This is a genomic window from Campylobacter concisus (assembly GCF_003049085.1).
GTDB lineage: Bacteria > Campylobacterota > Campylobacteria > Campylobacterales > Campylobacteraceae > Campylobacter_A > Campylobacter_A concisus_H.
The window spans coordinates 75,233-88,918 of the sequence record NZ_PIQX01000004.1 but is presented as its reverse complement, the minus strand read 5'-3'; the positions used below and the strand labels follow the sequence as shown (position 1 = coordinate 88,918).

21 protein-coding genes, 5 tRNA genes and 1 pseudogene are annotated in these 13,686 nt (G+C 37.7%); 6 read left to right on the top strand and 21 right to left on the bottom strand.

Annotation, left to right across the window (positions count from 1 at the left end; translation table 11 throughout):
• Positions 1–70 precede the first annotated feature (70 nt).
• The 10 genes from CVT13_RS05945 to CVT13_RS05900 all read right to left on the bottom strand — a co-directional run bounded on the left by CVT13_RS05945 (position 71) and on the right by CVT13_RS05900 (position 4,935).
• On the bottom strand, positions 71–1,195 hold the full coding sequence (locus tag CVT13_RS05945) for a PepSY-associated TM helix domain-containing protein (protein ID WP_107811929.1): 1,125 nt from the start codon (positions 1,193–1,195) through the stop codon (positions 71–73).
• A 75-nt stretch (positions 1,196–1,270) separates the two neighbouring features.
• Positions 1,271–2,005, bottom strand: a complete 735-nt coding sequence (locus tag CVT13_RS05940) for a spore coat protein (RefSeq protein ID WP_107811928.1) — start codon at positions 2,003–2,005, stop codon at positions 1,271–1,273.
• A gap of 432 nt (positions 2,006–2,437) precedes the next feature.
• Complete coding sequence (locus tag CVT13_RS05935) at positions 2,438–2,716, bottom strand: type II toxin-antitoxin system RelE/ParE family toxin (RefSeq protein ID WP_107811927.1); 279 nt, start codon at positions 2,714–2,716, stop codon at positions 2,438–2,440.
• Complete coding sequence (locus tag CVT13_RS05930) at positions 2,710–2,952, bottom strand: hypothetical protein (RefSeq protein WP_107811926.1); 243 nt, start codon at positions 2,950–2,952, stop codon at positions 2,710–2,712. Before CVT13_RS05930 ends, CVT13_RS05935 begins: the two co-directional genes overlap by 7 nt.
• Positions 2,953–3,069: 117 nt before the next feature.
• On the bottom strand, positions 3,070–3,402 hold the full coding sequence (locus tag CVT13_RS05925; RefSeq protein ID WP_107811925.1) for a hypothetical protein: 333 nt from the start codon (positions 3,400–3,402) through the stop codon (positions 3,070–3,072).
• Positions 3,399–3,845: a hypothetical protein gene (locus tag CVT13_RS05920; protein ID WP_107811924.1), complete on the bottom strand. Its 447-nt coding sequence runs from the start codon at positions 3,843–3,845 to the stop codon at positions 3,399–3,401. The genes CVT13_RS05925 and CVT13_RS05920 overlap by 4 nt, the downstream gene beginning before the upstream one ends.
• The gene (locus CVT13_RS05915) at positions 3,842–4,033 is read right to left on the bottom strand and encodes a helix-turn-helix domain-containing protein (RefSeq protein ID WP_107793616.1); all 192 of its coding nucleotides are present in this window, start codon (positions 4,031–4,033) and stop codon (positions 3,842–3,844) included. Before CVT13_RS05915 ends, CVT13_RS05920 begins: the two co-directional genes overlap by 4 nt.
• A gap of 100 nt (positions 4,034–4,133) precedes the next feature.
• Positions 4,134–4,472: a hypothetical protein gene (locus tag CVT13_RS05910; protein WP_107811923.1), complete on the bottom strand. Its 339-nt coding sequence runs from the start codon at positions 4,470–4,472 to the stop codon at positions 4,134–4,136.
• Positions 4,469–4,705, bottom strand: a complete 237-nt coding sequence (locus CVT13_RS05905) for a hypothetical protein (RefSeq protein ID WP_107811922.1) — start codon at positions 4,703–4,705, stop codon at positions 4,469–4,471. The genes CVT13_RS05910 and CVT13_RS05905 overlap by 4 nt, the downstream gene beginning before the upstream one ends.
• Complete coding sequence (locus CVT13_RS05900; protein ID WP_107811921.1) at positions 4,702–4,935, bottom strand: hypothetical protein; 234 nt, start codon at positions 4,933–4,935, stop codon at positions 4,702–4,704. The genes CVT13_RS05905 and CVT13_RS05900 overlap by 4 nt, the downstream gene beginning before the upstream one ends.
• A 147-nt stretch (positions 4,936–5,082) precedes the next feature.
• Here CVT13_RS05900 and CVT13_RS05895 point away from each other — a divergent pair, with 147 nt between their 5' ends.
• Positions 5,083–5,307: an acyl carrier protein gene (locus CVT13_RS05895; protein ID WP_107811920.1), complete on the top strand. Its 225-nt coding sequence runs from the start codon at positions 5,083–5,085 to the stop codon at positions 5,305–5,307.
• A gap of 197 nt (positions 5,308–5,504) precedes the next feature.
• Here CVT13_RS05895 and CVT13_RS05890 read toward each other — a convergent pair whose 3' ends face one another.
• The 11 genes and pseudogenes from CVT13_RS05890 to CVT13_RS05840 all read right to left on the bottom strand — a co-directional run bounded on the left by CVT13_RS05890 (position 5,505) and on the right by CVT13_RS05840 (position 12,745).
• Complete coding sequence (locus CVT13_RS05890) at positions 5,505–6,371, bottom strand: TIGR01777 family oxidoreductase (protein ID WP_107811919.1); 867 nt, start codon at positions 6,369–6,371, stop codon at positions 5,505–5,507.
• Positions 6,372–6,474: 103 nt separating this feature from the next.
• A pseudogene (locus CVT13_RS05885) lies at positions 6,475–6,540 on the bottom strand (30S ribosomal protein S18); the annotation flags it as partial.
• Positions 6,541–7,398: 858 nt separating this feature from the next.
• A complete protein-coding gene (locus CVT13_RS05880; protein ID WP_107811918.1) occupies positions 7,399–8,157 on the bottom strand; it encodes an aspartate carbamoyltransferase in 759 nt (252 codons plus the stop codon).
• 62 nt (positions 8,158–8,219) lie between these two features.
• The gene (locus CVT13_RS05875) at positions 8,220–9,050 is read right to left on the bottom strand and encodes a phage antirepressor KilAC domain-containing protein (RefSeq protein ID WP_107811917.1); all 831 of its coding nucleotides are present in this window, start codon (positions 9,048–9,050) and stop codon (positions 8,220–8,222) included.
• A complete protein-coding gene (locus CVT13_RS05870) occupies positions 9,047–9,283 on the bottom strand; it encodes a hypothetical protein (protein ID WP_107811916.1) in 237 nt (78 codons plus the stop codon). The genes CVT13_RS05875 and CVT13_RS05870 overlap by 4 nt, the downstream gene beginning before the upstream one ends.
• 94 nt (positions 9,284–9,377) lie before the next feature.
• A complete protein-coding gene (locus CVT13_RS10410; RefSeq protein WP_234411983.1) occupies positions 9,378–9,515 on the bottom strand; it encodes a hypothetical protein in 138 nt (45 codons plus the stop codon).
• Positions 9,512–9,970: a hypothetical protein gene (locus CVT13_RS05860; protein WP_107811915.1), complete on the bottom strand. Its 459-nt coding sequence runs from the start codon at positions 9,968–9,970 to the stop codon at positions 9,512–9,514. Before CVT13_RS05860 ends, CVT13_RS10410 begins: the two co-directional genes overlap by 4 nt.
• Before the next feature lies 1 nt (position 9,971).
• Complete coding sequence (locus CVT13_RS05855) at positions 9,972–10,163, bottom strand: helix-turn-helix transcriptional regulator (RefSeq protein ID WP_107811914.1); 192 nt, start codon at positions 10,161–10,163, stop codon at positions 9,972–9,974.
• A gap of 242 nt (positions 10,164–10,405) precedes the next feature.
• On the bottom strand, positions 10,406–11,257 hold the full coding sequence (locus CVT13_RS05850; RefSeq protein WP_107811913.1) for a hypothetical protein: 852 nt from the start codon (positions 11,255–11,257) through the stop codon (positions 10,406–10,408).
• Complete coding sequence (locus CVT13_RS05845) at positions 11,258–12,478, bottom strand: tyrosine-type recombinase/integrase (RefSeq protein WP_107811912.1); 1,221 nt, start codon at positions 12,476–12,478, stop codon at positions 11,258–11,260.
• A 191-nt stretch (positions 12,479–12,669) separates the two neighbouring features.
• Positions 12,670–12,745 (bottom strand) — tRNA-Ala (locus CVT13_RS05840).
• A gap of 105 nt (positions 12,746–12,850) precedes the next feature.
• Between CVT13_RS05840 and CVT13_RS05835 the strand changes: the two genes are divergently transcribed.
• From CVT13_RS05835 to CVT13_RS05820, 5 genes are all read left to right on the top strand, one after another.
• Positions 12,851–12,925 (top strand) — tRNA-Gly (locus CVT13_RS05835).
• Between the two features lie 8 nt (positions 12,926–12,933).
• Positions 12,934–13,020 (top strand) — tRNA-Leu (locus CVT13_RS05830).
• 6 nt (positions 13,021–13,026) lie between these two features.
• A tRNA-Cys gene (locus CVT13_RS05825) sits at positions 13,027–13,100 on the top strand.
• A gap of 32 nt (positions 13,101–13,132) precedes the next feature.
• Complete coding sequence (locus CVT13_RS10275; RefSeq protein WP_199907278.1) at positions 13,133–13,288, top strand: hypothetical protein; 156 nt, start codon at positions 13,133–13,135, stop codon at positions 13,286–13,288.
• 57 nt (positions 13,289–13,345) lie between these two features.
• A tRNA-Ser gene (locus CVT13_RS05820) sits at positions 13,346–13,435 on the top strand.
• Positions 13,436–13,686 lie beyond the last annotated feature (251 nt).

Sequence of the window (13,686 nt, the reverse complement as noted above, 5' to 3'; positions counted from 1 at the left end):
AATTTCTCTCTTGTTTGTAGTAAAAATTTCTTAAAATCTTACCCAAAGCAAGGTAAAAATTTACTTTTATTTAGAGTGCCTTAGTCCTTTTTATGGTCATCAAAAAGCCAGTTATGATTAGTAAAACTGCGATCACACATGATACTGCAAACACTACCTGACCAATTTCGCCAAACATCTCTCCAGTGTGCAGACTAAGTACTTTGCGACCAGCCTTTTTTGCCTCTGGGATGCTTTCACTTTTACTAACTAGTTTATTCTCTTTGATCTTGCCAGCGCTCGCGTCAAGCTTTAATTTGCCCACTTGGCTCTCGCTAGTTTCGTAGTTTATCGTGTAGGTGCTTTGGTTGTTTTCAGGCACATTTATCGTGAGCGATTTTAGATCTAGTGTGACATTTTCTTTAAAAATTTGCTCCGCAGTCTCTATCTCTTTAAATTTCTCGTCGCTTATTGGGGTCAAATTTCTTTGAGGCATTGCCCTTTGCGCCTGGCTTGGTTTTAGGTCGAAAAATATGCTATTTACGCTGCTTCTTACCCAGCCATAAGACCAGTAAAGACCAGTTAGTGACATCACTACAAGCAAGATCGCCACGTAGGTGCCAAGGCTAGTGTGAAGGTTGTAGAAGCAGGCGTAGCCCTTTGCTTTTGGTTTAATTTTTAGTGAATTTAAGAAATTTCGCTTGATCGCTGGTGCGTAGAGGATGAGGCCACTGATAGCAAGCAGAGCCATGATGATAGAGCTAATGGCAACTATTTGTTTGCCGATATTGGCTGGTACTTTGCTATCAAGCAAGGCAAGACCTAAATTTCTATGAAGACTTAAGATAATGATACGAAATTTCTCACCCCAATCCTCACTGATCACCTCGCCACTTCTTGGATCTATAAAGAAATTTAATTGCTTTTTATCCTTTGTAATGCTTATACGATAAGCTTCATTTGCTCCACCTATTTGTAAGCTTTCAAGCGTATCAAATTGAATCTTACTTTTTGCTTTAGCTAGGAGTTCATTTAAGCTTAAATTTTCTTTTTCGCTAGGAACTAAGTTTATAAAATTTTTATTTATTGCACTTTTGATCTCTTCTCTATAAGACGCAAATGGTGCCGAAAGAGTCATGAATATTAGCGGAATAGCCGCAATTAGTCCAATTATTAGGTGGATGTTGAAAATAATTTTTCCTCTTTTTAAAAACATTTTTTTCCTTTAAATTTTAATAGCGAATATTATTTTATTTTTTGTTAAGAGGAGATAAATTTGGTAAGAAATTTGCTATTTATTTTGAGCGATCGGTAAGAGATACTCAAAGGTTCTGATGACTGCGTTTAGATCCTTTTTATTTAGAGATTTAAATGGTTTTAGCAAGTAGTAAAGTGGTTTAAATTTTATAATTAGCTGTAGTGAGCGCGCGTAAATTTGAGTCCCACCAGCTATCAAATATTCACTAATGACTTCGCTTGCAAACTCGTCTGAAATTTTAAAACGAAATAACTCGTCTATAAAAACAAGCAGATCGCGACACTTTTGAAGCTCTAGGTCATGGCTAAAAAATTTTGACTCAAAGTCTAAAAATTTTATCTCGTCATTTTTTATGGCGATATCCCTAAGGGCCGGGCGTCCGTGCGCAAAATTTAGTGTATGAAGCCCAGCTAGTGCGCGGGCTGCTTTTAGTAGAATTTCATGTTTAAATTTTTCATCGTTGCTATACTTAAAAAGCTGAGAAATCGGTTCACCGACATCTTCTATCACGAAAAACTCAGCACTTTTTAGAATGAGTTTTGGGGCAGGAGCTTTAGCTTCGTTTAAAATTTCAAGTTTTTTTATCTCGTTGGCAAATGATTTATAAGGATTTGGCTTGAAAATTTTAGTTAAAAACCCACCTTTAATGTTTTTTTCAATACGTTTTAACCAAAATTTTTGTCCATCAAATTTAAAGCTAAAGACACGATCATTACCGTCACTATGACTTTTTAAAATTTCATTGACATATTGTTTTAAATTTTGCATATTTGTAATTTAGCGAAAGAAATCTGAATTTTTACATATATGTAGCATAAATTTTAGTAAAAAATGGTGAAAATATATTAAGCAAAAGATGTAGTAAAGCACTGGTGGAGTTAAGCGGGAAATGATTTTAGCTTTAAAGCTCGTATTTATCGACTTTTAATAAAATTAAAAGCAATAATTTTTACACTCTTTTATACACTCGAGCTTTTTAAGCTTTAAGTGTTTGATTTGTTGGTTATGAAAAGTTTAGTTTTCAATACAAAACTATCATAAGTGCCTAAAATAGGGGATTGTGAAGTAGTAAAGTTAAATGATTTAAGTTTCGGACGCTTAAAGTGGTCGTTTTGGCTTAAGATTTAGTAGTTTTCATCTCTTTTTTGCTCGAAAACTTAATTAAGGTTATTTTGTGAAACATTACCGCCTTATTACGTTTCACGCTTCCCACTCGTTAGCCTTGTAAATGCCTAGCACATAAATAACCTCATCATCTATCAAGTAAGGTATTACATAGCTTTTAAATATCAAGTCGCGAATGCTCTCATCGTTAAAATTAATAGACTTACGACAAATAAAAGGCGTCTGTGCTGTGCGTTCTATCTTTGCAATAAGTTCGTCCCTAAACTCTCGTGCTCTGCCTAGGCTGTCTTTGGCTATGAAGTCAAACGCCGCTTTTAATTCGTGGTTAAAACGTGCTGTGCGTCTAACTACCATTTTTCCATCTCGGCTTTTAACGTTTCTAGTGGATAGGTTTCAAGCTCTCCGCGTCTGATAGCCTCAATATCCGCTTCGTAATCGGCTATCCTTTGCTTCATCGTCTTGCCATCGTCGTAAATCGGATAATCCTCATCGATAATTAGCTTTTGATTAGTCGTATTAGCTAGAGCCTTGCTTATTGCTATTATTTGGCTTATTAGTGCTTCATCTGCTCGTATGGTTAGAGTTTGCATATCCTAGCCTTTGTTTTAAAATCCAATCTTATTTTAACCGCTCGGGGCTTAGGGTTTGATTAGCGTTCGTTTTTTCGTCTATCCGTATGCGCTAAATACGGCTTAATCGCGCTAAATTTAAGTGTTTTTGCGGCGCTCGTCCGTTCGTTTTTTGTCGTAACTCCTATTAAACATACTGTAAGCTTCTGCGTTTGCGAAGTCGTCGCGGTCAAATATCGGGCTTTTATCTCTAAACTTCATCAATAAATTTAAATAAGCCTCTTTCGGGTTATCGCTCACGGCTAATAAAGCCTCTAAATACTCGTCCTTGTAGCGTCCGAATGAAAAATCCTTGTAAATCGTCTTAGCGTTTAAATTTAACTCATAAGCCACGGCGTGAGCCATAAGACGTAAGTCGTCTTTAAAAAATCTAGATAGCTCGTAAAATAGGTCTATGTCGTAAGTTTTCACGCGTCGCGCTTTATTATGATTTGAGTAGAGGCAAACGGCACGCCTTGCTCTTGTAGCTCGTAATTTTTGCCTAGTATCGTTTCTTTGCTCCTAGCCGTTATTCTGCTATGTAGCTCAATATCGCTTAAATCTCTAGCTTCTTTTAATAGCCTATTAGCCATTATTTGGTTTTTAACCGCCGTTTGCTTGAAAAAAGCTAAAGCGCGCGCATTGTCGCTTACTACCTGCGCCACCGCTTCGCGCTCGTATTCGTTCATCTCCGATAGCTCGGCTAGATACTGCGTGCCTTTATTTATCGTGCTTTTTAGGTTTTGTTCTACGCCCTTTGTTATTTTATTGACCGCGCCTGCGCTTAGGTTAAACGTTTTTTGTATTTTTCTTTGGCTGTCGCCTGCTTTGTGCCTAGCTAGTATTTGGGCTTTTAAATCGGGCGTTATTTTCATTTTACCGCCTTTAGCTCGCTTACGGCTTGATTTACCGCCTCGCGCTCGTATCTTACGGCGCGTCCTATCTTGATAAAGGGTAAAACGAAGTTAAAACGGTCTTTGTATTTGTCGCTTCTCATCTTGGTAAGCGTGCTTTGCGATAGGTTTAAAATTTGCCCTACCTGCTTTGCGGTAAGTAGCTCCATTGTTTGCCCTTTATGACGTTTTGAGGTATTTTAACGCGTATTATGGCGTTCGTTGGTTTTGCGATGAGGTCTGGGGCTAGCCTCGCCCCCTTAGATTATATTAGCTTGCTTGCATATCGTTTTGCAAGCTCGCGCCTTTTAAGGGCTTGTGCCATTTAAAAATCCCTTTGGCTTCTAGGGGATTATTTTTGTTAAAGTCCTCTTTGCTTCTATCACCAGGGCTTAGGCGGTCAAGCTGTCTTTTTAAGTGCTTTACTTGTGCTTCTGCGTGCCTGAGCTCGTTAATGTAATAATCTACGAATAGCCACGCCTTGGCACCTGCTTGATAAATGGCTTCATCTCTGCTAACGTCCTGGCTTTGCTCTAGTGTGTTTATTAGCTCATCAAAGCTACGAGCCTTTTCAAGCTCGTATAATTTTGCGTATCTTTTGGCCGTCATTTTCTTTGCTCCTTAGTCGCTTTTGTGTCTTTTAGCGCATAATCATCAAGCGTTGATGCAATATCGAGCAAAATGCCACTTAGTAGATAAGTAGCGTTTAGCCTCTCATTGTCGTCTATGCTCTCGTGTTTATTTGCTAGTGCTAGCATTAGCGTTGATACTTGTCCTAATACGCAAGTTACCTCAACGCCTAACTCAAAATTCTTGTTGATTTCGTTAAAAACTAACTTCATTTTTGCTCCTTTTCGGATATTTTCTTGTCTGCGTAATCTCGTACGGCTTGGGCTACGTCGTCGATAACGCCGCTTAAAAAATAGCCTACATTTATCATCACGTCGCTGTTCATGTTTGTAGCCTTTTGAAGGTGCGGCAAAGCTAATACTAACGTGCTAATATTGTTTAGCGCGCTTGGTATCTCGTTGGTTAGGTCTAGCTCGTCGGCTATGTTAAAACTTAGTGTCATTTGTTCTCCTTTAAAGTATGCATCAGCATTAAAATAATTTAGAAATTATATGCTTATGCACTTTAAAATAAACTTAATAAAATATACATAAGCATTTTTTAATAAGTTGTTTAATATGCTAACGCATATTTTTTTAAAGGGTTAAAAATGGATAGAGATGAATTTAACGAGCTTATGAAACGTGCAGGGCTTAATAAAAAACAATTAGCTGAAATTTTAGAAACAAGCTATCAGGGTGTAAATAGTTGGGGGACTAATGGGCGAGGTTATCCGTATTGGGTAAAAAGCTGGCTTGAAAACTACATTAAATCGCTTGATATGGATAAAATCGTTGAGGTGGTTAAGCCCTACGCTGAAAACAAAGAGGATTAATATCATTTGTAACGAGTTCATCCGTTATATGTAACGTTACACGTGTTACCCTCTAGGGTGTCAGCTGTGACATCATTTAAAAGCTACCAGTATTTAATTCCCCAAGCTTTGATCTTAGCTCTAGTTAGGTAAAATACGATATTCTTTAACATTTAGGGGCATTTTTGATCTAACTAGATACGCCCCTTTAAAAAATCTCAGCTTAAAATTTCACTCAAAGCAGCGTTTAAATCACCAAATTTAAACTCAAAGCCCTGTTTTAGTAAATTTACAGGTCGCACATCTGCACCTTCAAGCAATATCGCCGAGCCTTCGCCAAATTTTAGCTGCAAAACAAAGCTTGGGACATTAAAAATGGCTGGGCGTTTAAGTGTGTTTGCAAGGGCCTTTGTGAAGCTTTCATTGGTAGCAAATTCTGGCGAAACAAGGTTAAAAATGCCTGAAATTTCACGATTTAGCACAAGCTCATAAGCTTTTAGCAAATCGTCCAGATGCACCCACGAAAAGCTCTGCTTTCCGCCTGCCAAAACGCCGCCAAGACCTAGCTTAAAAATCGGCAACATCTTAGCCAAAGCACCGCCCGTTTTGCCATCAACCCCTCTGCCAAGCACTACGCCAAGCCTAAAAATCGCCGTTTTCACGCCAAGCTCACTGGCCTTTAACGCTTCATTTTCCCAAGCCACCGCCAATTTTCCCAAAAATCCTTTATTAAAATTCTGCGAACTTTCATCGTGTATTAAACCGCTCTCATAAATGCCAACCGCCGAAGTTGAGATGAAAATTTTGGGCTTTTTTGAAGTCTTTGAAAGTGCCAAAACAAGGTTTTTCGTACTTGCAATTCGGCTATTAAAAAGCTCATTTTTATAGCTTTGACTCCATCTTTGCGAGATGTTTGCACCAGCTAAATTTATTAGAGCATCACACTCTTGCAAAATCTCAGTCAAAGCTGAAATATCCGCATAAATCTCACGCTTTATTTTTAAAATTTCATGCCCTTTTGAAGCTAAAAACTCACACAAATTTGAGCCAACAAAACCACTCGTGCCATTTATCGCTATTTTCAAGTTTGTCCTTATCAAATTTTCTTAATTGCAATTTTCACTTTGCTTCAAAGCGTGTATTTTAAGAAGTTCATCCTTTTTTGGTTTTTTAGATTATAACAAGCGTGATTTTAAATCTCTCTGACAAGCAATACTTTAAAAGTGAAGTGTCTTTGTAGTCTATAAAATCAATCTTTGCTTCTGTAAATTTGCAATTAACTCATCTCACTTTTTTTGTAAAAAAATTTCTCATTTTTAACCTTAATGTAAATATTTTTAGCCCTCTTAATAATTAATTTTTTCATTTAAGGAAAAGTGGAGATTTTTTGTAACAAAAAGGTCATTGTAGGGTAGTTTTACAGGGGCACACTATACGTTGCTTTTCTTAAATTGTGATTTTCGCTCGTGCGTGGCTTGCGTGCTAAGCTCTAGCCCCTCGGTGCTGGCTTTGATTTTTGATCTTAAAAGATAGACGAAAAACGCTAAAAAAATGATAACGAGTGATATTTTCTGCAATACCCTTTTTTATGAAAACTTAAGCAAGCAAAAAAAGGGCTATTTTGGCTTAAGGTTAAAAGCCGTTTTCATTTTTTTGTGAAATACATTTTTATTGCTAGGGTTTTCATCAAAAAAGGCGATAACCTGCTCCCCAAAAATGGGGAGCTTCATATAATCCACCCCTTTGGCTGCTATCGTTCCCCAAAAATGTGAAACGATGAGGTAAGTCAAACTTAGGTCATCTTTTGCGTTCCATTTTTTTGTGGAGCAACGACGTAACCGATATTTTAGCCCCTATTTTAAAGCCGGCTACGTTTAACGTATGGAGCTTTTACGTTTCACTTGCAAGGCTCAAGCGTTGATAATAGGATTATTTGGGTTTCATTGTTAGAGCTAGTTGAGCGGATAGCCTATTTTTAGGGGTCGACTCGTGTCCTTAATTTTAAGGGGACGGATAAAGCTCACATTTAAGGGCTTTGCTACGTAAGCCAAAAATTAGGCTAACGCATAAAAATATCCGTGCGTTGAGGTAACGAGCCAAAATCTCGGCTGGTTATGCTCTTAGCTCTCTTTTATTCTCTTTTGACTTGTAGGACTTGTTCGTGCCTTGCTCTTTCGTGGTCTTATCCAGTATGGATTTAAACTCATCTAGGGCGTATGGGAGTTGCAAATTTAGCCTTTGTTTGAGAGGCAAGGGGTTATCTTTGCTTTTGGGATTTATGCTTACTACGGCTTCAGCTCGGTAGATAGGCAAGTTTAGATTATTCTTTTTTGCCTTGTCATAAAAATACACTCTAGCTAATACATCGTTGTTTTTTAGATACTTGGTATTTTCAAAGCTAATAACCTCATCGCAAAAGGGGTCAAGGTTAAAGGGGCTATCCTTATCAAAACAAAGGTCAAGAGATGAAACGTTATTTATCACGCCTAGGAGCTCCGCTATTAACTCTTTTGGTGGTGGTGTCTTATTGTATTGCCTAAGTCCATAAACTTCAAATAACGCCTTTTGTGGCTCATTGCCTGCGTTTTTTAGCGTGGCGTAGAAAATAGGCAAGTCGCTAAGCATATAAATATTAACTATCTCATAATCTCGAAACTCATAACGGCGTTCTATCTTGATGGCTTTTTCTGTCTGCTTATCCAGCTTTAGCCATTTTTTGCCATATTTTCGAGCGATTAAGTCTAAAAGCTCTATTTTTGTATAGGTCTTTTGAATGATAGCTTTTTTGAAAAATGTAGCCCTTATCGTGTCTATGTAAATTTTGCTCTCGGCTGGGTTGATAATGCTCTCAACTTCTGCTAAAATATCCACGTTTGTAACCTTGTTAAGGGCGGCTAAACTTGCTCGGCTTGACCGCCCCTAAAATTCTTTGATTAACTCTTTATTCGAGGCGTATTTTTAGCTTTTATAGCCTCGATTAGCTTTTTAGCTAATTTTACTTGACCCCTTGGCGTTATTAGAGTGATAAGGTCTAAGCATTGCTCGCCGTTTGGCTTTGTAAATGGTTGTGGTTTATATTCAAAATAACCCATATTTGAATATTTTTGATAAGGCTCATTATTTTCTTTTAAAATCTTTAGCTCTCTCATCAATTCAAATAATCGGTTTTGCCCTGTATTTATGCCTTGCTCTTTATTGCAAAGCGTTTTCGCATAATCGCCTATTTTAATACTGCCTTTACTGCTTTCAATTGTCTTAGCATATGCAATATAAGGCTTATTTTCTATCGCCTGAGCTTCGAGGCGGTTATTTTCCTCTAGTGTGTCGGCGTATCTTAGGGCTAGTTCTGCAAGTGAGCGAGGATTATCTAAAAGCTCTTGAATAGTAGTAGGGCGGTTACTGCTGTTTAGGATAAAATCGCTCGCCCAGTCCCTAAAGGCTATTGTCTGAGGTGTTTTATTTAGTTTAAATCCTAAAGTAATAATGCCTTTTTTAGTCCAAAAGACCATTTTCTGGGTATTTCTTGACACCCCGCCCGATTTGTCCATGCTTTCTATTAAGCCACCTTTGCCATCGTTATACATATCTTTGTAATAATAATGCACGCCCTCGATGTATTCAGTCGCTCCCTGCGTTCTTTGTTTTCTTACTGCTTCTTGTGTAACTCCAAAGCCCTCAGCTACTTGCCTATCTGATAAGCTCCACGTGTCTTGATACTCCAAAATCTCTAAATTTAGATCATTAAATGCTACTATTGAGCTCATATTTTGCTCCCTAAATATCTTTTAGCCTTTTGGAAATCGTCGATACGCCATAATTTAAACCGCCTTTTAGGGTTATTTGCGTCCGTGCACCATCTAAATTTAACGATTTTTTCTCTAAAAAGCTCTACTAAATACTGATTGGCGTTACTTATGCCAAATACTCGCCCCGCGGTTATTTCCGTTCCGTCCCACATCATTTTTATTAACGCCGTTTTATGTCTGCTTCGTATCATAGGTTATTCTCCTCTCTTATGCCTGCTTTTATTTCTAACTCTTTTATGCTCTTGCTTTGCGTCTGCACGATATGAAACAAATCATAAGCGCAATCTAGCAAAGGTTGAGTGACGCCGTCCATGCTCGCCACCTTGTAGAGTAGATATGCAAATGCTTTTTGAATGCCTTTAGCATAACCTCATCACCTGCGCTAAAGCAAAATTTGCTAGGCGTAAATACTAGCTTACTCATCGCGCGCTCCTATTGATAAAAAAGGTTTCTATTAGCCTTTTGTTCTCGTCTCGTAATGCGTTTAGCTCTCTTGCCTGCTCGGTCAAAGCGTAAAACAAATCAAAGGCTACGGGCTTAAAGTCCGCCGTATCGTCTCCGCTTTGTTCGTCTTGTAGGGATTTGAAATAAATATCGGGGTAGCACTCTTTTAGCATTTTTACGTAAAGTTCGGGCGCGCTTTTTATCTCTTTGCACTCTCGCGCTATTTCGCATATACTCTTTTGATTTAGCTCCGTTTCGCGCTCCTCAAATAAATCAAAAGCCACACAAAGGGCTTTATTCACGCCTTTTTGTAGCTCGCTTTGCTCCTGGTCGTCCGTCTGCGCGTAAATCGCCTTAATATCGGGGTATTTGGATAAACGGGCATAAAAACGCCCGTATAGCCTAGCTTCGTTATTGTCTTTAAATGCTTTCATCTTACGCGCTCCTATCTTGTAAATATGTGTCAAGGTCACTTTTTAAAAAGCGTATTGTGCGCTCGGTTAGGCGTTTAGGCTTCGGAAAATCGTCGCGCTTCATAAAACGCCATAATGTGGCGATTGAAATGCCTAAATACTGCGCTGTTTCTTTTGGAGTTAGCGCATTGCTTTTAATGGTTAATGGGTTCATAATAAAAACTCCTTATGAGTGATATTATTTATCCGTGTGCGCACTTGAATAAATATGAAGTGATTTTATCTGATAATAAAAGCTATTGTAAGCCCTAAAAAGCGGCAAAATTACGGCTTTTTATTGGGTGTAATAATGTGGTAAAAAATGGATTTTTTTATGCGGTGGACTTTTCTAAAAAACGGCAAAAAATATTCCCCTAAAATTTTAATATTTTTGATAAAAAATAGGGGAATAAAAAATTAATCTTTTTTTGATTTTTTTAGGTATTCGTTTAGCCCCTCTCTCACGGCGATATTAAACTCGTTACTGTCGATTAGCTCTTTAATGCCTAGCTCGAAAAACTCGTTAAGCCCTCTTAATAAGCGGTTGATAGCTTCGTATTCATCTCTTGGGTTTTGATAAGACCATAATTGCCCCTGTGTGCTTTTCAAAACATCAAATAGGCGCAATACGTATTCAAAATCGTATTTTGTTAAATCTTTGCCTAATATTTGTTGAAACGTAAAAGGCTCTATTCCTCCGTTTTTGATTTGAAATTTGAAATTAAATATTTTTTCAATCGTCTCAATCTGCTCCAACTGCTCATCGCTCGAGAATTCAAAACAGAAACAATAAAGCATTTTTAGTCGCGCGAGAGTTTTATCTGCGTCTTTTATCTTTTCTTTTAAATACTGCGTTTCTATTAGATTTTTTGTATTGTTGTAATATTTTTGTAGTTGTTGAGCTGTTTTGTCGTCTCGCTTCTTGTTTAACCCTCTGGCGGTAGAAATGGAATAATTCACAAGACACAATAATTCGCTAAGAAATAAATCTAGCGGGGCTAGTTCGCCGTAATATGGGTCAAAGTGGTAAAATTCACAAAATGCAAAAATGCTTGATAAATCCTCCTCGCTTACTTTGCGCGACTTTATTCTATCCACCTTTATTTCATCTAAAAAGTAACGCAATCGCCCATTAGCTAAAAAAATTAATAAATCAGTGCTACATTCCAGAATACAATTTTTATCACATAAAAAAGTACCTATCACTTCGGATTTTACGAGCTCTAAAAAATCGTCCGTAACACCCTTTAAATCCCTTTTTAACGCCATTTACCCACCTTTCACTTCGTCTAAATAATCGCTCCACCACTGCATTAGCTTCGCCCTCTCGTCCAGCCTTTGGCTTCGGTCGTAAATTGCTTTAACACTGCTTCGCTCTTTGTGGTCGAGGCAAAGCTCTATCACATCACTGCTAAAGCCGTGATTTTTGATGTTTTCATTTAATAGGGTGCTTGCTGTCGTGCGTAAGCCGTGAAATACCATTTCATCGCCAAAGCCTAACCGCTTAATTGCTTGGTTGAGTGTGCTATCGCTTAGCGGTCTTGTCGCACTTATGCCACTAGGAAAGACAAAATCGCCCCTTTTATGCTCTAGCATTGTTTTTAAAAGCTTCTTGACCTGCTTACTCATTGGCATATAAAAAACTTCTCTTAACTTCATCGCCTCGCCTGGAAACGTGATTAAATTATTCTCAAAATCCACGTATTGCCATTTTAGTTCTCTTACATTTGCACTACGTAAAAAGGTATGCACGCCAAAGATTAACGCTTGCTTAGTGCAAAAAGAGCCTTGATAGTCCTGCATTGCTCTTAATAGCTCTTTTAGCTTGCTTGGCTCGGTTATTGCCTTGTAGTGGTTATTTGATGAGGTCTTGAAAGTATCATTAAAAATAATATCTCGTGTTGGATTGTGTTCGATGTAGCCCTTATTTACTGCTAAATCTAAGATTTTACGGAGTAGCCTAAATGTTCGCTCTGATGTTTCGTGGGTTAGCCCTCTTTTCGTTTCTCGCGCTTGTATCTGCTCGATTACCTGCGTATAATCTCTACGCTTTAGAGCTGTTATCTCTTTGCTGCCTAAATAAAAGATGAGATGATTTTTTACACGCCCTATTTGCTTATTGGTCGATACTAGGCTTTTACTCTGCTCTTTTTCTATCCACTCATCGGCTACATCTTTAAACGTGATAGCCTTTTGCTTTGCTGTGGCTAGCTGTAAATCCTCGCCCCTATCTCTTAGCTTCTCTAGCTCCAAAGCTTTTGCTCTTGCTTCTGCTAGCGTAATGCTTGGATATTTGCCTAGCCTGATTTGTTTTGTTGTTCGCTTCTCGTCGCTCTCTTGATATTTGAAATAAAATGTTTTGGTGGTTTCTTTTTGGGTCTTGTATGCAAGCACATATAAAAATTTCACTCCGTCATCTTTTATCCACTCACGAATTTTATTTTTGAGTGTAAATTTTTTTAGTGCCAAATCGTTCGCAAAGCTTGCCATTTCGTAACCCTTAATTTTGAGTGTAAAAAGTTAGAAAAAATATTTTTTTACACTCAGATATACACTCAAAAGAGTGATATTTGATGAAATGCAATGATAAGAGATGAGAGCTTAAAAAGTGGTAAAATCCCTAAATTTGGGCTTTAAAAAGCATTTTTTGACAAGGTTTGAAAACCCCTGAAAACGTCTGTTGGTGGAGTTAAGCGGGATCGAACCGCCGACCTCTTGAATGCCATTCAAGCGCTCTCCCAGCTGAGCTATAACCCCAAATAGATTTTGACATTTTATCTTTTTATGGCTTACAATATTTTGAAATTCGTTTTAGTAAAATAAAATTTTAAGCAATTTTTGGATAACATTGCAAACTTTAACGCGGGAATAGCTCAGGGGTAGAGCACAACCTTGCCAAGGTTGGGGTCGCGAGTTCGAATCTCGTTTCCCGCTCCATTAACTTAGCCCGAGTGGCGGAATGGTAGACGCAAGGGACTTAAAATCCCTCGGTAGTTTTTACCGTACCGGTTCAAGTCCGGTCTCGGGCACCACGATATGGCGACATGGCCAAGTGGTAAGGCATGAGCCTGCAAAGCTTTGATCCCCGGTTCGAATCCGGGTGTCGCCTCCAAATTTCAAAAATAACTACTCGAAGGAATAATAGTGAGAAATTTATTTTTATCAGTGTGTATAGCATTTTTTGTAGCTGGTTGCTCAAATACTTGGCATGGTGTAAAAGAAGATACCCATAATGCTAAAGAATGGACCAAAGAAAAGATAAATGATGGAGCTACATATATTAAAGAAAAAACAGAGTAAATTTTAGAGATTATAGTAAATTTTAAGCAAAGTTGGTTATAATCACAAATCTTAATTCGGGAGATGGCTGAGCGGTCGAAAGCGGCGGTCTTGAAAACCGTTGAGGTGTGAAAGCCTCCTGGGGTTCGAATCCCTATCTCCCGGCCACCTATCTAATTCCTTGTATATTTTAGAAAGCATTACCTAGATTTATTATTCATAATGGCTATAAGAAAATTTTTATAAAAATTTAGTCTAAAATTTACTAAAACTAAAAATAGTATAAAATTACTTATTCAAAGTAAGATACTGTAAGATAATGGAAAGTTTAAGAGTTTTTATATTTTATTTTTAGCTACCTTAAATTCTTAAAATAATATATGTAAAATTAATAATATTGAATAAAGAATTTAGGACGA

Bases quoted from the DNA above. Each gene is read 5' to 3' on its own strand.
- CVT13_RS05855 (WP_107811914.1), bottom strand. From the start codon at position 10,163: ATGAACCCATTAACCATTAAAAGCAATGCGCTAACTCCAAAAGAAACA.
- CVT13_RS05935 (WP_107811927.1), bottom strand. From the start codon at position 2,716: ATGGTAGTTAGACGCACAGCACGTTTTAACCACGAATTAAAAGCGGCG.
- CVT13_RS05940 (WP_107811928.1), bottom strand. From the start codon at position 2,005: ATGCAAAATTTAAAACAATATGTCAATGAAATTTTAAAAAGTCATAGT.
- CVT13_RS05905 (WP_107811922.1), bottom strand. From the start codon at position 4,705: ATGAAGTTAGTTTTTAACGAAATCAACAAGAATTTTGAGTTAGGCGTT.
- CVT13_RS05845 (WP_107811912.1), bottom strand. From the start codon at position 12,478: ATGGCAAGCTTTGCGAACGATTTGGCACTAAAAAAATTTACACTCAAA.
- CVT13_RS05945 (WP_107811929.1), bottom strand. From the start codon at position 1,195: ATGTTTTTAAAAAGAGGAAAAATTATTTTCAACATCCACCTAATAATT.
- CVT13_RS10410 (WP_234411983.1), bottom strand. From the start codon at position 9,515: ATGAGTAAGCTAGTATTTACGCCTAGCAAATTTTGCTTTAGCGCAGGT.
- CVT13_RS05900 (WP_107811921.1), bottom strand. From the start codon at position 4,935: ATGACACTAAGTTTTAACATAGCCGACGAGCTAGACCTAACCAACGAG.
- CVT13_RS05875 (WP_107811917.1), bottom strand. From the start codon at position 9,050: ATGAGCTCAATAGTAGCATTTAATGATCTAAATTTAGAGATTTTGGAG.
- CVT13_RS05860 (WP_107811915.1), bottom strand. From the start codon at position 9,970: ATGAAAGCATTTAAAGACAATAACGAAGCTAGGCTATACGGGCGTTTT.
- CVT13_RS05850 (WP_107811913.1), bottom strand. From the start codon at position 11,257: ATGGCGTTAAAAAGGGATTTAAAGGGTGTTACGGACGATTTTTTAGAG.
- CVT13_RS05920 (WP_107811924.1), bottom strand. From the start codon at position 3,845: ATGAAAATAACGCCCGATTTAAAAGCCCAAATACTAGCTAGGCACAAA.
- CVT13_RS05870 (WP_107811916.1), bottom strand. From the start codon at position 9,283: ATGATACGAAGCAGACATAAAACGGCGTTAATAAAAATGATGTGGGAC.
- CVT13_RS05930 (WP_107811926.1), bottom strand. From the start codon at position 2,952: ATGCAAACTCTAACCATACGAGCAGATGAAGCACTAATAAGCCAAATA.
- CVT13_RS05910 (WP_107811923.1), bottom strand. From the start codon at position 4,472: ATGACGGCCAAAAGATACGCAAAATTATACGAGCTTGAAAAGGCTCGT.
- CVT13_RS05895 (WP_107811920.1), top strand. From the start codon at position 5,083: ATGGATAGAGATGAATTTAACGAGCTTATGAAACGTGCAGGGCTTAAT.
- CVT13_RS05915 (WP_107793616.1), bottom strand. From the start codon at position 4,033: ATGGAGCTACTTACCGCAAAGCAGGTAGGGCAAATTTTAAACCTATCG.